Origin of the sequence: Burkholderia sp. BKH01 (assembly GCF_025685725.1) — a bacterium.
GTDB lineage: Bacteria > Pseudomonadota > Gammaproteobacteria > Burkholderiales > Burkholderiaceae > Burkholderia > Burkholderia pyrrocinia_C.
Map to the genome: position 1 here is coordinate 36,722 of NZ_JAOTQT010000009.1, position 18,852 is coordinate 55,573.

Consider the following 18,852-nt stretch of genomic DNA (forward strand, 5'->3'; position numbering starts at 1 on the left):
AACCGGGTTCGACCCGGTAAACACGCCGCCGTTCGAAGCGGGCCCGCCCCGCGAGTTGGGTCGAACGGAAACGACACAGGCCCCTGGCGGGGCCTGTTTTGTTGCACGCCCGCCGCCCGCCCCGTCGCCATTCGACGGTTGTGCCGCCGCGGCCCCTGCCCACACCCCTTTGAACCGCTTTCCTGGATGTGGACACCTTGGTCAAGCCTGTCGCAACTCCTGATGCTTTCGCGCCCGGCCGCGCGCAGCGCGTCGTGCGCGCGCTCGTGCCGGCCGCCGTGCTCGGCGCCCTCGCCGCCCTCGGCCTTGCCGCCGCGTTGCCGGCCGTGTCGCAACTGCCGGGCGCCGTCGACTCGGGCACGGCCGTGCTGCCGCAGCGCGTGCTGTCCGACACGCCGTTTCCCACCGCGCAGCATTTCGTCACGAGCGAACTCGCCCGCACGCTCGGCGAGCGCAATGAACACGGCGAACGCAACGACCGCAGCCTGCAGCCGGGCCTGTTCGCGCCGCTCAGCGCACACCGCAACGACATGCTCGGCTATGCGAGCCTGTTCCAGCTCGCGCCGCCCGAAAACCAGCACGGGATGCGCGCGGGCGACATCGAGCTCACGCTGTCCGATACGCTGAACCGGCTCGACGTGCCGCCCGAGGTGCGCATCCAGCTCGGCGATCTCGTCACCGGCAAGGTCGCGCTGCGCGCGAGTGCGCAGCGCGGCGACTATTACCGCGTCGCGTACGACACGAACGACGGCACGCCGCGCCTCACCGCGCTCGAACTGCGCGTCGCCGGCCGCACGTTCGGCGCGATCTGGTTCCGCGCGCCGGGTGCCGAGCACGGCGCGTACTACACGCTCGACGGCTCGCCGCTCGAAGCCGCCGCGTTCACGATGCCGGTCAAGTGGACGCGCATCAGCTCGTTCTTCGGCGAGCGCATCCATCCGCTGTCGCAGGCGATGGCGTTCCATACGGGCGTCGACCTCGCCGCGCCATCCGGCACGCCCGTCGCCGCGGCGGCCGACGGCGTCGTGTCGTTCGTCGGCACCGATCCGGGCGGCTACGGCCGCTACGTGATCGTCGATCACGCGGACGGCTACTCGACCTATTACGCGCACCTGTCCGCGTTCGCGCACGGGCTCAAGACCGGTGAAACCGTGAAGCAGGGCCAGCGGCTCGGCTCGGTCGGGATGACGGGCGCCGCAACAGGCCCGCACCTGCATTTCGAAGTGCGCGTCGCGAACGATCCGGTCGACCCGCTGGTCACGCTTGCCAACGCGCAGACGGCGCTGTCCGACATGCAGCTCACCGCGTTCCGCCAGGAAGCGGCGCAATGGCGCTTCCGCCTCGCGTCGGTCAATACGGCGCCGTTCGCGTTCGCGCAGAACGACGGGCCGCTGTGGGGCGATTTCGCGACCGACAAATCGACGTTGCGCGCGGTCTTCAACGCACACTACTCGGCGTCGTGACGCGCGTGCCGCCCGCCGTCGCTCCGGAAGCGGCGGCGCAGGCGGCCGGCCATCTACCGTTCCTGTCCATACTGCACGCCGGGCCCGACCTGCGCGGCGTGCTGTCCGCTGCGGATAGTCACTAGCGCTTCCCCACTGGCCGTTCGTCACGGCCACGGCACACCGTCACCGTGCGGGTTCCGTGCGCTCGGCGCTCGCCTGCTCGACACGTTCCGCACGCTGGCCGCGCGACAACAGCCAGCGTGCCGCGCCGTCGAGCGACGTGCACAGCACCAGATAGATCGCCGCGACGAACAGGAAGATCGGCGCCGGATACACCATCAGCCGGTTGTTCACCTGCGTCGCGACGAACGACAGTTCCGGCACGCCGACGATATACGCGAGCGACGTGTCCTTCACGAGCGCGACCCACTGGTTGACGAACGACGGCGTCATGATCCGGATCGCCTGCGGCAGCAGCACATGGCGCACCGTCTGCCAGCGCGTGAGCCCGAGCGACAGCCCGGCCTGCCATTGACCGTCGCCCGCGGCGGCGATGCCCGCATGCACCGCATGCGCGAGATATGCGCCGCCGACGAGCGCCAGCGCGCAGACGACCGTTGCGAGCCCCGGCACATCCATGTGCAGCAGCACGGGCATCAGGAAGTACGTCCAGAAGATCAGCATCAGCACGGGAATCGCGCGGAAGAACCCGATGAACGCGAGCAGCAGCACGCGGCCGGGGCCGCGCGCGAGCGCCATCGCGACACCGAGCGCGATGCCGAGCACGGCCGATCCAACGGCCGACGCGATCGCAAGCACCAGCGACAGCGCGGCGCCGCCGAGCGGGCCTTCCGGGAACGCGCCGACGAGCAGGTACGGCAGGTTGGCGAGCAGCAGCGAAAAGTCCATCGTCAATGCCCCGCCCCAAGCCGGTCGCGCCATTGCGTGGCCGCGTACGCACCGGCCTCGATCGCGGCCACCGCCGCGACGTACAGCAAGGTCGCAACGCCGAACGCGGCGAAGGTCTTGAACGTTTCCGTTTCGACCTGCCGCGACGCATACGATAGCTCGGCCACGCCGATCGCCATCGCGAGCGACGAGTTCTTCACGAGATTCATGTATTGGCCGAACAGCGGCGGCAGCGCGATGCGCACGGCCTGCGGCAATACCACGTAGCGCAGCGACTGCATCGGCGTGAGGCCGAGCGCCGCCGCCGCGTCATGCTGCGCGCGGCGCACGCCGCGCAGGCCGGCTTCGCATTCCTCGGCGACGAATGCGGCCGTGTATGCGCTCAGCCCGACCCAGCCCGCGACGAATTCGAACGACGGCCATGCAAGCGTGAGCGGGCCCGCGCTCACTTCATGGCGCGCGTTCAGCCACGCGATCCACGTGTCGGGCAGCAACGACGCGACGCCGAAATACCAGAACAACAACTGCACGAGCAACGGCGTGTTGCGGAGCGCGACGACATATGCGGCCGCCGCCGTGCGCAGCGCCGCGCCGCGCGCATGCCGCATGACCGCGAGCAGCAGCCCGCCGGCGGTCGCGGCGACGGCCGACGCGGCCGCGAGGCCGAGTGTCAGCAGGAAACCCTGCCAGAGCCAGGACAGATATTTGGGAGCCAACCCGAGCATGCTGAGGTACGTGCGCGAAGCACGCGATCGGAACAAAACGGAAAGCGCCGCGCTGCCGATATTCCGGCAAATCGCGGCGCGCGTGCGACGTGGCTCAGGTCTTGTCGCCGATGCGGAAGATGCGCGTGAGCGGCGTCTTCGTCGTCGGCCCGAACCATGCGTCGTAGATCTGCACGGCGCGGCCGTTCGCCTCGAGCCCCTTCAGCGTGTCGTTGACGAAGCCCAGCAGGCGCGTCTCGCCCTTCGGCACGCCGACGCCCATGTAGTCGTTCGAGATCGTGAAAGCGGGGATCTCGTAGTTCTGCTTGTCCGGCACGTTCGCGAGCAGGCCGATCAGCTTCGGGCCGTCCTGCGTGATCGCCTGCACGTTGCCGGCGCGCAGCGCGGCGAACGCGAACGGCGTGTCGTCGTACGCGACGATCGTCGCCTTCGGGAATTTCTCGCGCAGCGTGATCTCGTTCGTCGTGCCCTTGTCCGCGCCGACGCGCAGGCCGTTCAACTGGTCGGCCGATTTCAGCACGCCCTTCTTCGCGAGAAACTGCTGGCCCGACGAGAAATACGGAATGCTGAAGTCGACCTGCTTCGCGCGCTCGTCGGTGATCGTGAAGTTCGCGAGCACGAGATCGACCTTGCCGGACGTCAGGAACGGAATGCGGTTCGCGGGGTTGGTCGGCTGGAGTTGCAGCTTTACGCCGAGCTTGTCGGCGAGTGCCTTCGCATAGTCGACGTCGAGGCCGACGATGTGGTTGTTCTTCGCATCGACATAACCGAACGGCGGGTTGCTGTCGAACGTCGCGACGCGCAGCACGCCGGCCTTCTTGATGTCGTCGAGGCGGTCCGCATGCGCGACGGTGCCGGCGGTGACGAGCGCGGCCCCGACGAGCCACGTAGCGAGAGTGTGGATTTTCATGAGCACGACCTGATTTGTTATGAAGGCCGCCGCGGATCGCGCGGCGGCCGGTTCGAGGAACGTCACGACCGGGTGTGCGATCGCGAAGCCGCTAACGTAGCAGCGCGTGCGGCGAATCCGAACCAACAATTGGTGCTTTGCTCAGCGGGTTTCGTGATGAAGCCGGGGCGGCGCCGGCCCGTTCGCCGAGCCGCCCGTCGCGTTCACGGAAACGTAAACGAGAATTCCGCGCCGCCGCCGGCATAGCCGGGCTTCAGCTCGGCATCCACACCGGTACGAATGTACTGCGCGCGCAACGGCATCACGGCCATGTCGCCGGTGCGGCGCATCGGATACTGAGTGGCCGTGCCCGGCTCGCCGTACGCGATCCGCTCGCCGGTCAGCGCATTCGTCATCACGATGTTGAACCCGCGCGCGACCGTCTGCCCGGCCGGCGCGCTCAACTGCAGCAGCGTCTTGTCCGGATTCGGCTGCGCGGCCTTGTCGCGGAAACTGATCGACGGCTTTGCCGCTGCCGCGCACTGGCTGAGCGCGATATCGAAACTGACCGGCTTCGACATCGCGTTCACGCTGGGAAAATGGTTGATCGCAAAATTGCCGAGCGTCACCGGCACGATCATGTTCGACTGGATCTCGCAGCGATTCGGTACATGGATCTCGCACTCGCTGCCGATGCAGACGTTGCCGACGCCGACAAAGGCCTTCATCTGCTTGCACAGATTAGGCGGCGTCTGCTCCGGCACCGTCACCGTGCCACCGATCGACGCGACGCCTTTCGGAAAGTCGATCGCATAAATCGCGACGGTCGGATTGCCCGGCAGGTTCTTGACGACCAGCTTGCCTTGCGGCAGATCCGAAACTGGCTTGTCGAGCACCAGATACTGCCGGAAGCGCGCCATCTGTATATCGTTGCCGCCTTCTCCCGCTCGACCGAGGTCGGTCTTTGCGGTTACCACCGGCAGTGCACCTTGCTGCAGCGTGCGCTCGCTGCTGTCGTCGGACACGCCGGCCCATTTGAAGCCGATCCCGTTGACATTCGTCTGCGCAACACCGTCCGCGATGACGCTGCCCGGCGTCCAGTGTGCGGCACTCACCAGTTCATGCGCCATCGGCGCGGTGCCGTACGTAAACGAGACCATCAGCGAAACCGTGCGTTGATACAAGATCGCGCCGACCGGCGTCGTGCTCGTCAACGGCGTGATCATGCGCCAGGATGACGCTTCAGGGTTGCTGAACGTGCAATTCAGCGCCGTCGCACCACTGCCGCCTTGCGCCATTGCGTGCGTGCCGAATGCGAGGATGTATCCCGCCGTCGCCAGGCGACGCATCACCCGGCCGACTCGCCCGAGCCGGCGCCGTCGAATCGTCTTCATGCTGCCCTCCCGTTGAATCGGCGGCGGGCGCCGGCCATGCTCGCCCGCCGCCTGCTGCATTACTCGATCACACCGAGATTGAGACCGGCAATCTTCTGCAGCGCAGCCTCGCCGGATGTGACACTGTTGCGGAAGATGCCCCGGTTGATGCCGACGAGGCCGCCGAAGGTCTGGCTCGACGAGCCGTTGACCCGCCCGCTTGCGGCAGCGCGCTCGACGAGCCCCGCGTTCAGACCGACCAGGCCGCCGAGCGTCGCACAGTAGTAGCCGGCGCCGACCGTCCCCGACGCCGATACGTCGCGCATCGTGCCGAGGTTTTCGCCTGCGAACCCGCCCACCGTGCTCGACGAGCTGCCCGTCACGTTGCCGGTTGCCGACGCGGCCTCGATCGTGCCGAACCGCGTGTTCGCGCCGGCGAACCCGCCCACCGACGCGCCGGTGCCGGCCGACACGTCGCCGCTCGCGTCGACGTTGGCCAATTCCGCCTCGTTGCTGCCGACGAAGCCGCCCGTCTTGCTGTAACTGCCGCCCGTCGTCTTGCCGCGTGCGACCGCGTGAGCAATCCGGCCGCCGAGATGACTGCCGACGAAACCGCCATTGGCACCCTGACCACCCGTTACCGCACCATGCGCTTCCGCCATGTCGATGAACGCGTTGTCGCCGAGGTTGATGCCGACGAAACCGCCCGTCGACCCTGTCGATGCGCTCGAGACGGTGCCCAGCGCCTTGCTGTCGGCCACCTTGCCCTGGTTCAGCCCGACGAAGCCGCCGATTGCCTGCGCGTATCGGCCATCCACGACACCGCTCGCACTCGAACCGGTGATCGTGCCGGTATTGTTTCCGACGAACCCGCCTGCCGTGCCGCTCGAGCCGCCCGTCACGCGCCCCAGCGCCGATCCGTCGACGATCTTGCCGAGCAGGTTCGCACCCACGAGCCCGCCGACGTTCACGCCGGCAAGGTTGTAGCCGGATGTGGTGCCGGATGTGGTGCCGCGGCTCGTCGAGCGCAGAATTTCACCACCCCGGTTCACGCCGACGAGACCGCCGATCGACGCGCGGTTCGATGCGCCGCCGGATACGGTCGCGTTGGACTCGCTGTCGGACACGATGCCGGCAAGCTGATCCAAGCGGTTCTCGCCGACCAGGCCGCCGACGGCGTCCGACATGCTGTTGCCCGTTACCGATCCCGAATACGACGTCCGGGAAATCTCGCCGCTATTGATGCCGACCATACCGCCCAGCGCATTGTTGCGGCTGGCGCCGGCACTCACCTGCATGCCCGTCGCGGTCACGTTCGAGATCTTGCCGGCGTTTTCGCCTACCAGCCCGCCGATGGCCACCGGACCGACGCCCGACGCAGCGCTGACACGCAACGACTTCAGGTTGACGTTGGCGAGCGTGCCGGTGTTGCGACCGAACAGCCCGGCATACGCATCGCTGCTCGTGATGGTGAGGTTGCTGATCGTGTTGCCGAGGCCGTCGAACACACCGGCGAACGACGCGCCCGAACCGATCGTCTTGAACGCGGTGCCGTAATAGTAGGAACCGGCGATGTCGTTGCCGAGCACGTACAGCCCGTCGAGATTCGCATTGACGGCCTGCAGCTGCTGCAGATTCTGGATCACGGTATAGCGATAGCCGTTCGATTCGAAACCGGCGCCTACCCCCGACAACGTCACGGCCCCACCGCCCGCGAGCGAGTGCGCGACGCCGTAGTCGAGCGTCAGCAGCGCGTTCGCACCGGTCAGCGCAATCGGGGCCGCGATCTGCACGCTCTTCTTCGCGTCGATGGCCACTCGCGCATTCGCGCCCGTCGCGCGCAGCGCGCCGTTGACCGACACGTCGCCCTGCCGGCTGGCCAGCGTCAACCGGTTGCCGCTGGCCCAGGTCACCGGCCCGTCGACCGACGTCTGACCGCGTTCGGCGACCAGTTCGACATCGGTGGTCGCGAGATTGCGCGACAGCGTGTCGGCCACGATCGTGCCCGGCTGATTCGCACCGGCCTTGACCGACACGTCCGACGACGCGATGCGCCAGGTGCCGACGCGCCCGTTGGTCGCGCGGGTGTCGACCATCGCGCCGAGCGCCACCTTCACGTCGGCACCGCGGGTTTCGACCGTGCCGCCGTTGCCCGGCGTCGTCGCGCTCGCGTTCAGCACGCCCGCGACGTTGACGGTGCCGGCGTCGTGACCGTCCAGCGAGATCCGGCCCGCGGCATTCCTGAGCGTGCGCGCCTCGATGACGCCCTGGTTGTTGACCACCGTGCGCAGCAGCGTATCGGCGGTCTTCGCGCTCATCAGCACCTGCCCGCCGTCGGCCCTCAGCAGCTGCTCGTTGCTGACCAGCGCGTTGACGATGCCCTGGTCGATCTGCACGCTGAGCAGCTTGCTGCCGTCGAAGTTCAGCGTGGCGTCGCTGCCCGCGCCCAGCGCGACGGTGCCCATCTGCGCCTGAACGATCCCCTTGTTGACGACTTTCGCGCCGAGCAGCGCGATCGCGCCGCCTTCGCCCGCCACGAGATTGCCGAAGTTCTGCACTTCGCTCGGAGACTGGCCGGAAAATCGGTAGCGGCCGGCGTCGAAGTCTTCGTTCCTGATATCCAGCGTCGTCGCCACCAGCCCGCCGACATTGACCTGCGCGCTCTTGCTGAACAGGATGCCGTTCGGGTTGACGAGGAACACGCGGCCGTTCGCATCGAGGTTGCCGTGGATTGCGCTGCCGTCCTGGCCGACGACCCGGTTCAGCGCGATCGACGCCGCGGACGGCTGGTTGAACGTGACGTGCTGCCCTTTGTCGATGTTGAACGTTTGCCAGTCCGTCACCAGCTTGTCGCTATGCTGGTTGATCGACATCTGCTGCCCGTTGTCGTAACGGTGAATGTCACCTTTCCCGGACACGATCTTCTCGCCTGTCGGCAGCGCATGCACGGACGTCGCCGCACCGCAGGCGAGCAGCGCCAGCACCGCGACGACACGTGCGCGCGTGGCGGACTTGCCGTGCCGGCGTACCCGTTCGCCGGCAACCTGCCACGCGCCTTGCGCGTCGTTCCATACCAAAGAATAGGTCTTGTTCACTTTCGTTTTTCCTTGTTGTGGTTGATTCCCTGCCGATGCCCGCGGCAGGACGGGTACTGCAACCTTCACGCGCCGTCGGTCACGGCGGCGCGAGCCGCGCCCGGTATTCGTGCGTTGCGCCGCTGTCGTCGACGGCGTCGAACACGATCTCGCCCGGCCCCGCGCCGGCCTGCGTGCCGATCGGGATCTCGACCCGGCCGAACGGCGCGACATCCGTCGCCGTGTTCGCCGGCCCCGCACGCTCGCCGTTCAGCAACACGCGCGTCAGCGTCACGTAGTACGGCGTGGGATTGAGCGCGACGATCGACGCCGCCGCCTTCGTGCCGGCGTACGTCCATGCGAGCCGGTTCGGTGCGTCGTCCGGGTCGCCGCCGAGACCGGGTGGCCGAACCAGCAGCTTCATCCTGAGCCGGTATGCGATGCGCAGTGCGTGGTCGCCCGCCGGCGCCGCCGGCGGCACTTCGAGCAGGTTGATCCAGAAACAGGATTCCCGGTCCGTGGCGAAGCTGCCGCCGACGGACTGCACGCGGATCGACAGCGGCTGCCCCGGATCGAGCCGGGCGAGCGGCGGCGCGACGACGAACGGCACGCGCAGGCGGCTCGGGTCGGCGTTCGCATCGCCATCGTCGAGCCAGGCCTGGACGAGAATGGGTGCGTCCCCGCCGTTGCGCGCGAAGATCGTCAGTGCGCGCGCATCGCCCGGATAAACGAAGCGGGTACCGGTCACGGACAATGCTGCGTCGCACCGGACCGTACCGATGCTCGCGATGCAGGCCAGCACCGCCGCGCGCACGATGCGGCCGGCGCCGGGCCGTCCACTCAAACGGCGCGGCAACGTGTGAATGACGGAAGCGAAACGAAAAGCCGAGTCATGCATTGGGCTAGCGCTCCTCGATACGGCCGGCCGACGGTACCGCCGCCGTCGGCATCACCGTCGCCGCGCGGCAGATGCCCGCCAGCGTCACGTAGCCGCTTCCCGAACGCTGCGCGGCCGGCACCGCGTAATCGATCACGCACTGCTGATCCGCGCGCGTACCCCATTCGACGCGAATCCGGCCGTCGTCTGCGGCACTGCGCACGAACAGGCGGCTGCCCTGCCCGACCACGCCGAGCGCCTCACCGGTACCCGCATCGAGCGCACGCGCGGCGAACGGCAGCGGCCGACCATCGTCGGTCTGCGCGTCGATCAGCAGCGCACGCGCCTTCAGCGTGTCGTAGGACAGCATGACGATCGAACCCGAGCGTGGCGCCACGCCGTGCGATACGGTTTTCAGTTCGACGTCCTCGGGCACGTCCTTCGGATCGATGTCGATCCTGTTGAGCTGATATGGAATGAGGCTCGGCACGATCGCGTAACCGAAGCGGTCGACGCGTGCGCTCGTGTTCGCAACCAGTGCGCCGCGCGCGTTCGGCACATGCACGACGCCGATGGTCTCGCTCAACGTGGGTGCCGGTGTCAGGCCGCCCGGGTGCAGCACGAGGCCGCCCGTTGCGCTCGCCGACGCCTGCTGGTAATCGCGCCCGATGCCGAGATTCGCCGACAGGGACACGGCCGGCCGCTGATAGCCGACACCGAAACTGCCCGACGACGCCCGGTTGTTGCCGTCGTAGCTCGACGACAACGAGTACGATCCGTCGTTTCGCTCGCCGAAACGGCCAGCCAGGCTCGCCGTGGCGCTCGTACCGGTGCTGCTGTCGTGCGTCATCAGCGTGCTGAAGATCGGTGCGCGCCGCGTATTGCGCCCCAGCGGAATCGATATGTTCAGGCTCGCGAGCGTGCTGCCCGCCCCGCCGCCGAACGACGATTCCCGCGCGGACAGGTTGCGCACGCGCTGGACCGACGCGGTCACCGTGGCGTCGCGCCATTGCGTGCTGTAGCCGAGCGTGAAGCTGAGCGACTGTCCGCCTCCCGCCCAGTAGCTGAGCGCCGATCCGTTCGCATAGAGGTTGCCCGACCGCCCGATCTGCTGGCTCACGTTGAGATCGACCCGATTGCGCAGCCGCGAAAACGACACCGCGCCCTGGTCGCTCCGGCCGTTCAGCAGCAACGCGTCGCGCAGGCCGAGATAGCCTTTCGTCGAGTAGCGATACGCGAGCAGCGAAAAGTTCGTGCCGCTGTTCGGAAGGTTCTTGCTGTACGACACGCGCATACTCGAGCCGGTCAGGCGTTCGCTGCCTGGCGGCTGGGTCCGCGCGATCGTGACGTCCGCCGCGAAGCCGCCGATCGACGTATTGAGCGCGACGCCCATCAGCATCGACTGGTAGCGGTTCGCGAACGCGGCGCCGCCGTAGGCCGTCACCGCATTGCTGACACCGCGCTGCACGGTGAACTGGCCGACATACTGCGTGCCGATGTCGCCGCCGAGTTCGATCGCCCGCCCCGCCATCGCGCTGAACCGTGTGCTGCCTGGACGCAGCAGCTGGACCGTCGTCGCGAAAGGAACCACGAAGCTGCGCGATTCGCCGTTGGCCTCGGTCACCGTCACGTTCAGATCGCCGCCGTAGCTCATCGCCTGCAGGTTGTCGATCGCGAACGGTCCCGGCGCGACGGTTGTCTCGTGAACGAGATAGCCGCGCTGGTAGATCGATACCTTGGCATTCGATTGCGCGACGCCGCGGACGACCGGCGCGTAGTAGCGCTGCTCGTCGGGCAGCATCCGGTCGTCGCTGGCGATTTGTACGCCGCGAAACGACACGGCGTCGAACAGCGCACCGCTCGTCGAGCTTTCGCCGGCCAGCAACTGCGCATGCCAGTCGGGTAGATCGGTCTGCGCGTAAACGTAGCCGCGTTGATAGTGGGCGCCGCCGCGCTGCGACCAGGTGAGGTTGCCGTTGTGGCGAATCCGGAATCGCCCGGCGCTCGCAGCCATCGAGAGGCCCGTGTAGAGCTGCGAGAATTCGTAGCCGCTGGAACGCGTCGTGAACACGCTGGCGTTATAGTTCAGCCACGCGGCCGGCACGCCGTTCGTCCAGTTCGCCGGATCGACGTAGGTACTCCGGCCGGCGAGCCGCATATAGAACTGCGGCACCGTCAGGTACAGTTTCTGTTCGGCCGCATCGAACGACAGCGCAGCGCCGGGCACGTATCGAGACGGTGCATCGCAGATCAGCCCGTCGGGCATCGGATTCGGCGGCTGGCTGGCGTCCTGGCCCCGCGCGCTTCGGTCGAGGTCGACGCCGGCCCGCTGCAACAGCATCCGGTCGTAGCAAGGCAGCGCGTCACCATGGGCGTCGTGACGGAACGTGATGTTTTCCACGCCGCGCCACTGCCCGTTGACGATCATGTCGACACGATGCACGCCCGGCGCCACGGTATTCGGTCGCTCGAACGGCGTCGTATCGATCGGCTCGCTGTCCGGGCCATGCATCAGCATCGAATCGTCGAAGTGGGTCGCTCCAGCCGCCGGCGCAGCCGGTGCCGTACCTGCCATCGCGCGATGCGCGTCCTCCTGCGCCACCGTATCGATCGTATCCGCGACGGCATTCGCGCCCGACGTCATCGCGACCGATGCGAACACGGAAGCGACCGCCAGCAGGCAAGGCCGCCGCGGAAGCCGCGGGACAAGCTCCGGCGCGCATGAAGATTGGAAACCTGCTGAACTGCGCATGTGGATACAATTAGTTCGCATGCCGAATCGATTATTGGAATCCGGCATGCTGGATCGTGCCTTCTGGATGCGTTGCGTGGACAGACTGCTCAGTCGGTCAATTTTTTGGTTATCGTGCTTTGCCCGCCGTAGTCGTCGATGGTCACGAAGCGCACGGCCGTCGGGCGATGCGACTGCGCGGCGGCGCCCTGCAACGGGAAGCGCTGGGAGCCGAACGGTGCGACCATCCCTCCACCGGCCGGGATGAATGTGCCGCCGATCTCGCCCTCGACCATCCCGAACGAAACGTAATACGGCGTCGGATTGGAAACTTCGAGCGATATCTGCCGTGCGCCTGCGTGCGACGCGTCGGCAGACACCTTCCAGACCAGCTTTTCCTGCGCCGTTTCGACGTCGTTCGCGAGCGACGAGGGCCGGTAAAACATCTTGATGCGGGTGCGGAAGGCGAAGCGCAGCCGGTTGTCCGCGTCCGGCTGTACCGTCGGCACTTCGAGCACATTCAGCCAGAACACCGATTCACGGTCGATGGGCAACTGCGCCTGCATGTTCGTAATGCGCAGCACGGCACCCCTCCCCGCCTCGACGCGCACCAGTGCCGGCGCAACCACGAACGGCGTGCGCATCTGTTCGGGCGGAACGTCGGCGCGACCGTCGTCGATCCAGCTCTGCGCGAGTACCGGTTCGGAGCCGGAATTTTCCATCCGGACCGTCACGTCGCGAGCGTGCTCGGGAAAAATCACCCGGGTACCGTCCAGCAAAAGCGCCGCCTGCGCCAGCGTGGCGCAGGCGGCCCACGCCATGACACCGGCCACGACTTGTAAATAAGGATAACGAATTGACAAGGTCATGACGTGGAACTGGAAATGCACCGATCAGTGGTAAGCGAGCATATAGCGGATGAACGAGTTGCCCGAACCGGTCTTGATCGCATCCGGCGCGGCCGTCGACACGTACGACGCCGTATAGGTCAGGGTCGCGGCGTTGTTCGCGACGGTCGCTACCTGAGCATCCGCGATGTTCTGCGGCTTGCCGAGCGTGATCTTGCCGGCCTTTCCGTTACCCGCGTCGCTGATCTGGATCTCGACGCCTTCCGCCGGCTTGGTGCCGATGAGCTTCAGGTTGCCGGTCGCCGGATTGATGTTGACCGACACCGGGTCGAAATCGATCACGACCTTCGTGCCGTCGGCACAGCCCGTATTGCCGCCGATAGCCAGGCTGAACGTGACGGGCGTCGACACCGCACCGATCTTGTCGAAGGTGCTCGGCTTGATGCGGTCGCCGAGTTGCACTTCTTTCCGGTTGCCGGCCCCGGGCGCCTCGCCATTGATGTTGCAGGTGACGTCGGAGATGCTGCCGTAGAAATCGAGCTGGCCGTCGAATGCGTGGGAAACCGACGGCACCAGTGCGACACTCGCGATACCCGCTGCAACGCAACCCCGAAGCAGATTCATTTTCATCGTTGAAATCCTCTAAAAATGGACGATTCTTCTCGGAACAGACCGATCGACACGCGGGCATTCAACCCTTCCGCCGACTGCCCGCGATACGGATCGGATCGCCTTATTCCGGATGATTCCATCCGAAAAAATGACGACCGCACCATTCTATTTACCCAAACGATTTCCCGATATCGTACGAGTAAGAAATATCGGATCCATTTATCGATTCAGAAGAAATTCGAATGATTGCACCGAGTCGATAGCCGCGTGCGCCGGCGTAGTCGCGACCATCCGCGCATGCGGGCCGGATCACCGCACGGCTCTTGAATCGGTTTCCAACAGCGGCGCGAAATGCGTTCCGGTCGGTACGTCCATCGCAGATCACACAAAGCCATCAAAAAATCATCGAAATCATTCAAAAAAGACCATGATTAATTATCTCTAAAATAGATTAATCAATAACGTCCTATTGATGCAAATCGAAAATTTGACAAATCGTATGTTCGAGCGCGCCGCACCTCGCTCATCTTCACCGATGAATTAAATGTGCATGTCGAACATTGGCAATCGGAATTCGCGTTTCATACCGGGGCATCATTGCGAGCCCGCATTTCGTGGAGCGATCGCATCGATCGCAGACATTGTTGCGAACGTGTCCCAAGCGTATCGTTCCGGCCGAAGCCCGGCCGACATTCACCGCTCGGCGCCCGCCAACGGACGCAGCACGCAAAAAAACGCCCGCTGCAAGCAGCGGGCGCGAATCCCAGTCAAGGAGGTGTCACACGAACTACGGGTTCAGATTAAGGAAATCTCCCGTAACGGACAACGAATCGATTTCAATATCGATATGACGGGACACGCTCACGCCGGCACCTCCCGGGTCGAGCCGCGGATGCCGCCGCCCGACGCGATGCCGAGGATATCGACCCGCGCGATCGTCCGGTTCCCCGCATACGGCCGGGTGGCGGCGACCGCGGCCTCGCTCAGGCCGGCTGCTGTTGCGTGGCGCAGTGGATGCCGCCGCCGCCCGCGGCGATGCCGTCGATATTCAGTTGAATGACGTCACGACCGGGAAACAGGTCGACGAGCATGTCCCGCGTATTGCGGTCGGTCCGGCTGTCGCCGAACTCCGGCGAGATCACCGCGCGGTTGCACACGTAGAAGTTGGTGTAGCCGGCCGCGAACTCCGCGTTCTCGTATTTGTGCCGGACGGTTTTCGGGCCCGGCAGCACGACGACCTTCAACGGGCGGCCCTTCGCGTCGGTGGATTTCCTCAGTATCTCCAGATGCCGCCGCGTCACCGCGTGGTCGTACGAGGCCGGGTCCGTGTCGAGCCCGGCCACCACAACCCCCGGACTCGTGAAGCGCGCGTAGAAGTCGGTATGCCCGTCGGTGATGTCCTTGCCCGCGATGCCGGGCAACCAGATGATCTTCTTCAGCCCAAGCAGTCGGCTCAGCTCCGCCTCGCACTGTGCCTGGCTGACGCCCGGATTGCGGTTCGAATTGAGCACGCAGCTACGTGTGATGATCGCCGTCCCTTCACCGTCCACCTCGATGCCGCCGCCTTCCAGCACCAGCCGCGTATCGAGCAGCCGCGCACCGGCGCGCTCGGCCACGAAAGGCGCGACTTCCGCGTCCTGGTCATGCTCCTGCTTGTTGCCCCAACCGTTGAAATTGAAGCTCACGCCGCCGAGTTGGCCCGACGCATTCTTCACGAACACGGGCCCCGTGTCCCGCATCCACAGATCGTCGACCGGATGCTGGACGAGCTCGACCGATGTGCCGCACAGGCGCGACGCGATCGCGTAGTCCTGTTCCCGTACCAGCATCTTGAGCGGCTCGTGCGCGGCGATCGCCTTCGCGACCGCGGCGAGGTTCTCGCGCACCACGGGCAAGAGCCGCGCGCCCCAGATGTCCTCGCTCGGGCCGAACGCCATCCAGGTCGCCGTGTGTTGCGCGCCCTCGTCCGGCATCTGCCAGGTTGCACCCTGCTGCGCATGCGCGGAGCGGCCGGGCAACCCGCCCAGCGCACTCGCGGCCAGCGCCGCGGCCGATACGGACAGGCCGCGTTTCAACAGTTGACGTCTCGTTGTCATGTCATTCCTCTTTCGCTTGCCGGTTGCTCCAATGGTTTCATGGTGTGCCGTCACGGTCGCGCCGTCTTGAAGCCGAGCCAGGTTCGACCTTCGACGCGCATTGCGGCCGGCGATTCGGCGATCGGTGTAAACAGCGTGTGCCGCGTCGACTCGTCCGGATAGATGCCCGGATCGCGAACCAGCGCCGGGTCCATCAGCTTCAGCGCGCCCTGGTTCGCATTCGCGTAGCGCGTCGAATTCGAGATCTTCGCGATCACGTCCGGGCGCAGGATGTAGTTGATGAACGCATGCGCGTTGTCCGGATGTTTCGCGGATGCCGGCATGACCATCGCATCGAACCACATCAGGCTGCCGATGCGCGGGATGTCGTACACGATGTCGCGCTTCGGATCGCGTGCCTTCGCCTTCTGCGCGGCCAGGTTGATCGCGCCCGAGAAGCCGATCGTCACGCACAGCTCGCCGTCGATCAGCTCGTTGGCATCGGACGATCCGACGAACTGGCGGATGAACGGCCGGACCTTCATCAGCATCGCCTGCGCGGCCGCATAGTCCTGCGCGGACGGGTGCATCGGATCGCGGCCGATGTAGCGCAGCGCCAGCGGCAGCACCGTGCTCGCGGAGTCCTGCAGGCCCAGCCCGCACTGCGCGGCGACACGCGCCGCGATCGCCGGGTTGAACAGCAGTTCCAGGCTGTCGGCCGGCATGTCCTTGCCGAGGATCGCGCGCACTTTGGCTCGGTCGTAGCCGACGCCCACGGTGCCCCACATGTACGGCACGCCGTACTCGTTGCCGGGATCGGATTGCGCCATCTGCTTCAGCAGCGACGGATCGAGATACTTCAGGTTCGGCAACCGGCTCTTGTCGAGCTTGCGAAATACACCGGCCTGGATCTGCCTGGCCATGAAGTCGTTGGTCGGCCACACGAGGTCGTAGCCGCTGTTGCCGGTCAGCAGTTTCGATTGCAGCGTCTCGTCGCTGTCGTATGCGTCGTAGCGCACCTTGATGCCGGTTTCCTTCTCGAACGCGGACACGGTATCCGGCGCGAAGTAATTGCTCCAGTTGTACAGGTTCAGCACCTTCTCCTCGTCGGCCCAGGCCGTTCCGGCCAGCATGCACAGCGCGAGGCCCGGCACCGCGAAGCGGAGCCATCCTTTGCGTTTCATCGGGAATCCCTCAACGGTAACAGGAAGACACACCGTCGCTGGTGAGCAAGGTGCGATACATCTCCGGGCGGCGATCGCGGAAAAAACCCCACGATTGCCGGTCGGCGCGAATCGCGTCGAGGTCGAATGTGTGCACGAGCACAGCTTCGTCGGTGCGGTTCGCCTCGGCCCGCTTCTCACCGGTGTGATCCGCGATGAAGCTCGACCCGTAGAACACGCCCGTGAGCCCCTGCTGCTGCGGATTGCCGTTGCCGAAGCCCACTTCGCGGCCGATCCGGTTGGCCACCACCACCGGCACCATGTTGGCCGCCGCATGGCCCTGCATCGTGCGCTGCCAGTGACCGGCCGAATCGAACTCGCTGCTGAACGGCTCCGAGCCGATGATGGTCGGAAAACACAGGATCTCGGCGCCCATCAGTGCGAGGCAGCGCGCCGTCTCCGGATACCACTGGTCCCAGCAGATGCCGATGCCGATCCGGCCGAAGCGCGTGTCCCACACCTTGAATCCGGTGTCGCCGGGCGTGAAATAGAACTTTTCCGTATAGCCCGGCCCGTCCGGGATATGTGTCTTGCGGTAGACGCCAAGCACGCGTCCGTCGGCATCCGCCACGGCGATCGAGTTGTACGCGGAATTGCCCGCGCGCTCGAAGAAGCCGATCGGCAACACGATGCCGAGTTCGCCGGCAAGCGCCGCGAAACGGGCGATCTGCACGTTGCCTTCGAACGGCTGCGCGAGTTCGAGATGACGCACGTTCTGGTCGAGGCAAAAGTACGGCACCGCGAACAGCTCCGGGCACAGCACGAGATTCGCGCCCTGCGCGGCCGCCGCACGGATCAGGCGCTCCGCGGTGGCCATGTTGTCTTCCGTATTCCAGCTGCCCGACGCCATCTGGACGGCAGCGACGGTGATGTGTTTGGTCGGCATTGCGACTGCTCCTCGGTGGGACCGAAAACCGCTGGTGGGGCGTCGCTCAGTTCGCGACGGACGGCTGCTGTTGCGTCGAACAGTGGATGCTGCCTCCGCCGATCGACAACGTCGGAATCGGCACCATCTCCACGTTGCGCCCCGGGAACGCACGACCGAATACCTCGCGCGCGGCCTGATCCTGCTCGACGCCGAACGCGGGCACGATCACCGCGCCGTTCACCAGAATGTAGTTCGCATAGCAATCGCAATAGCGCTCTGAGCCGAAACGTTCGCTGACGATCGGCGACGGCAGATCGAGCAGCTCGAAGCGACGCCCCGCCGCATCGGTCGCGAGTTCCAGCGCGCGGCGGTTTTCGCGCATCACGCGGAAATAGTCGCCCTGCTCCGGCAGCGCGGCCTGACACAGCATCCGGCCGGGTGCGATGAACGACGCGATGCCGTCCACGTGCCCGTTCGTCTCCACTTCGTCGGGATTGCCCGGCAGCCAGACGATCTTCTCGATACCCAGCATGCGCCGGAGCTCCGCCTCGATCTCCGCGCGGCTCAGGTGCGGATTGCGATTGGGATGCAGCAGGCAGCTCTCGGTGGTGACCAGCGTGCCCTGTCCGTCGACGTAGAACGAACCGCCCTCCAGCACCATGTGCGAATTGAAGATCTCCGCGCCGGCCGAGCGCGCGATGTCCTGCCCGGCCTGCTGGCAGCCGTCGTACGGCTGGTACTTCTCGCCCCAGCAGTTGAAGCGGAAGACGGCCGCACCGAGCCCGCGCTGCTCGCTGACGAGGAAGATCGGCCCGCAATCGCGCAGCCAGTTGTCCTCGGCCGCACCCGGCAGCACGTCGACGCTGGCGCCCAGCAGTTCGCGCGCGGCGTCGGCGCGGCTGTGGTGCACGGCCACCACGCAGCGCTGGTAGCGGGCGATCGTCCGCGCGACCAGCGCGAATTCGCGGCAAACCTGCGCGTAATGAATTCCCCACAGGTTCTCGCGACCTTCGAGAACCGGCCATCCGAGCCACGTGGCGTGCATGGATTCCCATTCGGCGGGCATCCGGTAACCGCGCTGGCGAGCATCAAAGCGACCCATCGATCAGCCTCCGTTGTGATTGATGGCCGATTGTGCGGCAGGTTAAACTTGACGAATATTGATATTTTTTGACCAAATTAATCAATTCTTCTCATATCTAG

At 65.9% G+C, this 18,852-nt stretch carries 14 protein-coding genes; 1 reads left to right on the forward strand and 13 read right to left on the reverse strand.

What is annotated here, in order from left to right:
* Positions 1 to 197: 197 nt before the first annotated feature.
* The gene (locus OEJ37_RS15730) at positions 198 to 1,463 is read left to right on the forward strand and encodes a M23 family metallopeptidase (protein WP_263344801.1); all 1,266 of its coding nucleotides are present in this window, start codon (positions 198 to 200) and stop codon (positions 1,461 to 1,463) included.
* Between the two features lie 165 nt (positions 1,464 to 1,628).
* On the opposite strand, the gene OEJ37_RS15735 is transcribed toward OEJ37_RS15730, so the two are convergent.
* The 13 genes from OEJ37_RS15735 to OEJ37_RS15795 form a co-directional block, all read right to left on the reverse strand.
* Entirely contained in the window at positions 1,629 to 2,354 is a 726-nt protein-coding gene (locus tag OEJ37_RS15735; protein WP_263344802.1) for an amino acid ABC transporter permease, read from the reverse strand.
* A gap of 2 nt (positions 2,355 to 2,356) precedes the next feature.
* Entirely contained in the window at positions 2,357 to 3,079 is a 723-nt protein-coding gene (locus tag OEJ37_RS15740; RefSeq protein ID WP_263344803.1) for an amino acid ABC transporter permease, read from the reverse strand.
* A 94-nt stretch (positions 3,080 to 3,173) separates the two neighbouring features.
* Positions 3,174 to 3,989, reverse strand: coding sequence for an ABC transporter substrate-binding protein (locus OEJ37_RS15745; protein WP_041489925.1), 816 nt, complete (start codon positions 3,987 to 3,989; stop codon positions 3,174 to 3,176).
* Between the two features lie 203 nt (positions 3,990 to 4,192).
* Entirely contained in the window at positions 4,193 to 5,362 is a 1,170-nt protein-coding gene (locus OEJ37_RS15750) for a fimbrial protein (RefSeq protein ID WP_174418757.1), read from the reverse strand.
* Between the two features lie 59 nt (positions 5,363 to 5,421).
* On the reverse strand, positions 5,422 to 8,436 hold the full coding sequence (locus OEJ37_RS15755) for a GLUG motif-containing protein (RefSeq protein ID WP_263344804.1): 3,015 nt from the start codon (positions 8,434 to 8,436) through the stop codon (positions 5,422 to 5,424).
* Positions 8,437 to 8,515: 79 nt separating this feature from the next.
* A complete protein-coding gene (locus OEJ37_RS15760) occupies positions 8,516 to 9,163 on the reverse strand; it encodes a fimbria/pilus periplasmic chaperone (RefSeq protein WP_263344805.1) in 648 nt (215 codons plus the stop codon).
* Between the two features lie 154 nt (positions 9,164 to 9,317).
* Positions 9,318 to 12,092 carry a fimbria/pilus outer membrane usher protein gene (locus OEJ37_RS15765; RefSeq protein ID WP_263344806.1) on the reverse strand — a complete coding sequence of 925 codons (2,775 nt, stop codon included), beginning with the start codon at positions 12,090 to 12,092 and terminating at the stop codon, positions 9,318 to 9,320.
* Between the two features lie 41 nt (positions 12,093 to 12,133).
* Positions 12,134 to 12,892, reverse strand: coding sequence for a molecular chaperone (locus OEJ37_RS15770; RefSeq protein ID WP_263344807.1), 759 nt, complete (start codon positions 12,890 to 12,892; stop codon positions 12,134 to 12,136).
* Positions 12,893 to 12,916: 24 nt separating this feature from the next.
* Complete coding sequence (locus OEJ37_RS15775; protein ID WP_174418761.1) at positions 12,917 to 13,501, reverse strand: fimbrial protein; 585 nt, start codon at positions 13,499 to 13,501, stop codon at positions 12,917 to 12,919.
* A gap of 965 nt (positions 13,502 to 14,466) precedes the next feature.
* Positions 14,467 to 15,579, reverse strand: a complete 1,113-nt coding sequence (locus tag OEJ37_RS15780) for an agmatine/peptidylarginine deiminase (protein ID WP_174418762.1) — start codon at positions 15,577 to 15,579, stop codon at positions 14,467 to 14,469.
* Positions 15,580 to 15,629: 50 nt separating this feature from the next.
* Entirely contained in the window at positions 15,630 to 16,742 is a 1,113-nt protein-coding gene (locus OEJ37_RS15785; RefSeq protein ID WP_263344808.1) for a polyamine ABC transporter substrate-binding protein, read from the reverse strand.
* 10 nt (positions 16,743 to 16,752) lie between these two features.
* Positions 16,753 to 17,667: an N-carbamoylputrescine amidase gene (gene aguB, locus OEJ37_RS15790; protein WP_174418764.1), complete on the reverse strand. Its 915-nt coding sequence runs from the start codon at positions 17,665 to 17,667 to the stop codon at positions 16,753 to 16,755.
* A gap of 46 nt (positions 17,668 to 17,713) precedes the next feature.
* Entirely contained in the window at positions 17,714 to 18,751 is a 1,038-nt protein-coding gene (locus OEJ37_RS15795; protein WP_174418765.1) for an agmatine/peptidylarginine deiminase, read from the reverse strand.
* Positions 18,752 to 18,852: the final 101 nt, after the last annotated feature.

Coding starts and splice junctions, on each gene's coding strand:
- OEJ37_RS15750 (WP_174418757.1), bottom strand. CDS start 5,362: ATGAAGACGATTCGACGGCGCCGGCTCGGGCGAGTCGGCCGGGTGATG.
- OEJ37_RS15780 (WP_174418762.1), bottom strand. CDS start 15,579: ATGACAACGAGACGTCAACTGTTGAAACGCGGCCTGTCCGTATCGGCC.
- OEJ37_RS15775 (WP_174418761.1), bottom strand. CDS start 13,501: ATGAAAATGAATCTGCTTCGGGGTTGCGTTGCAGCGGGTATCGCGAGT.
- OEJ37_RS15765 (WP_263344806.1), bottom strand. CDS start 12,092: ATGCCGGATTCCAATAATCGATTCGGCATGCGAACTAATTGTATCCAC.
- OEJ37_RS15740 (WP_263344803.1), bottom strand. CDS start 3,079: ATGCTCGGGTTGGCTCCCAAATATCTGTCCTGGCTCTGGCAGGGTTTC.
- OEJ37_RS15770 (WP_263344807.1), bottom strand. CDS start 12,892: ATGACCTTGTCAATTCGTTATCCTTATTTACAAGTCGTGGCCGGTGTC.
- OEJ37_RS15795 (WP_174418765.1), bottom strand. CDS start 18,751: ATGGGTCGCTTTGATGCTCGCCAGCGCGGTTACCGGATGCCCGCCGAA.
- OEJ37_RS15745 (WP_041489925.1), bottom strand. CDS start 3,989: ATGAAAATCCACACTCTCGCTACGTGGCTCGTCGGGGCCGCGCTCGTC.
- OEJ37_RS15785 (WP_263344808.1), bottom strand. CDS start 16,742: ATGAAACGCAAAGGATGGCTCCGCTTCGCGGTGCCGGGCCTCGCGCTG.
- aguB (WP_174418764.1), bottom strand. CDS start 17,667: ATGCCGACCAAACACATCACCGTCGCTGCCGTCCAGATGGCGTCGGGC.
- OEJ37_RS15735 (WP_263344802.1), bottom strand. CDS start 2,354: ATGGACTTTTCGCTGCTGCTCGCCAACCTGCCGTACCTGCTCGTCGGC.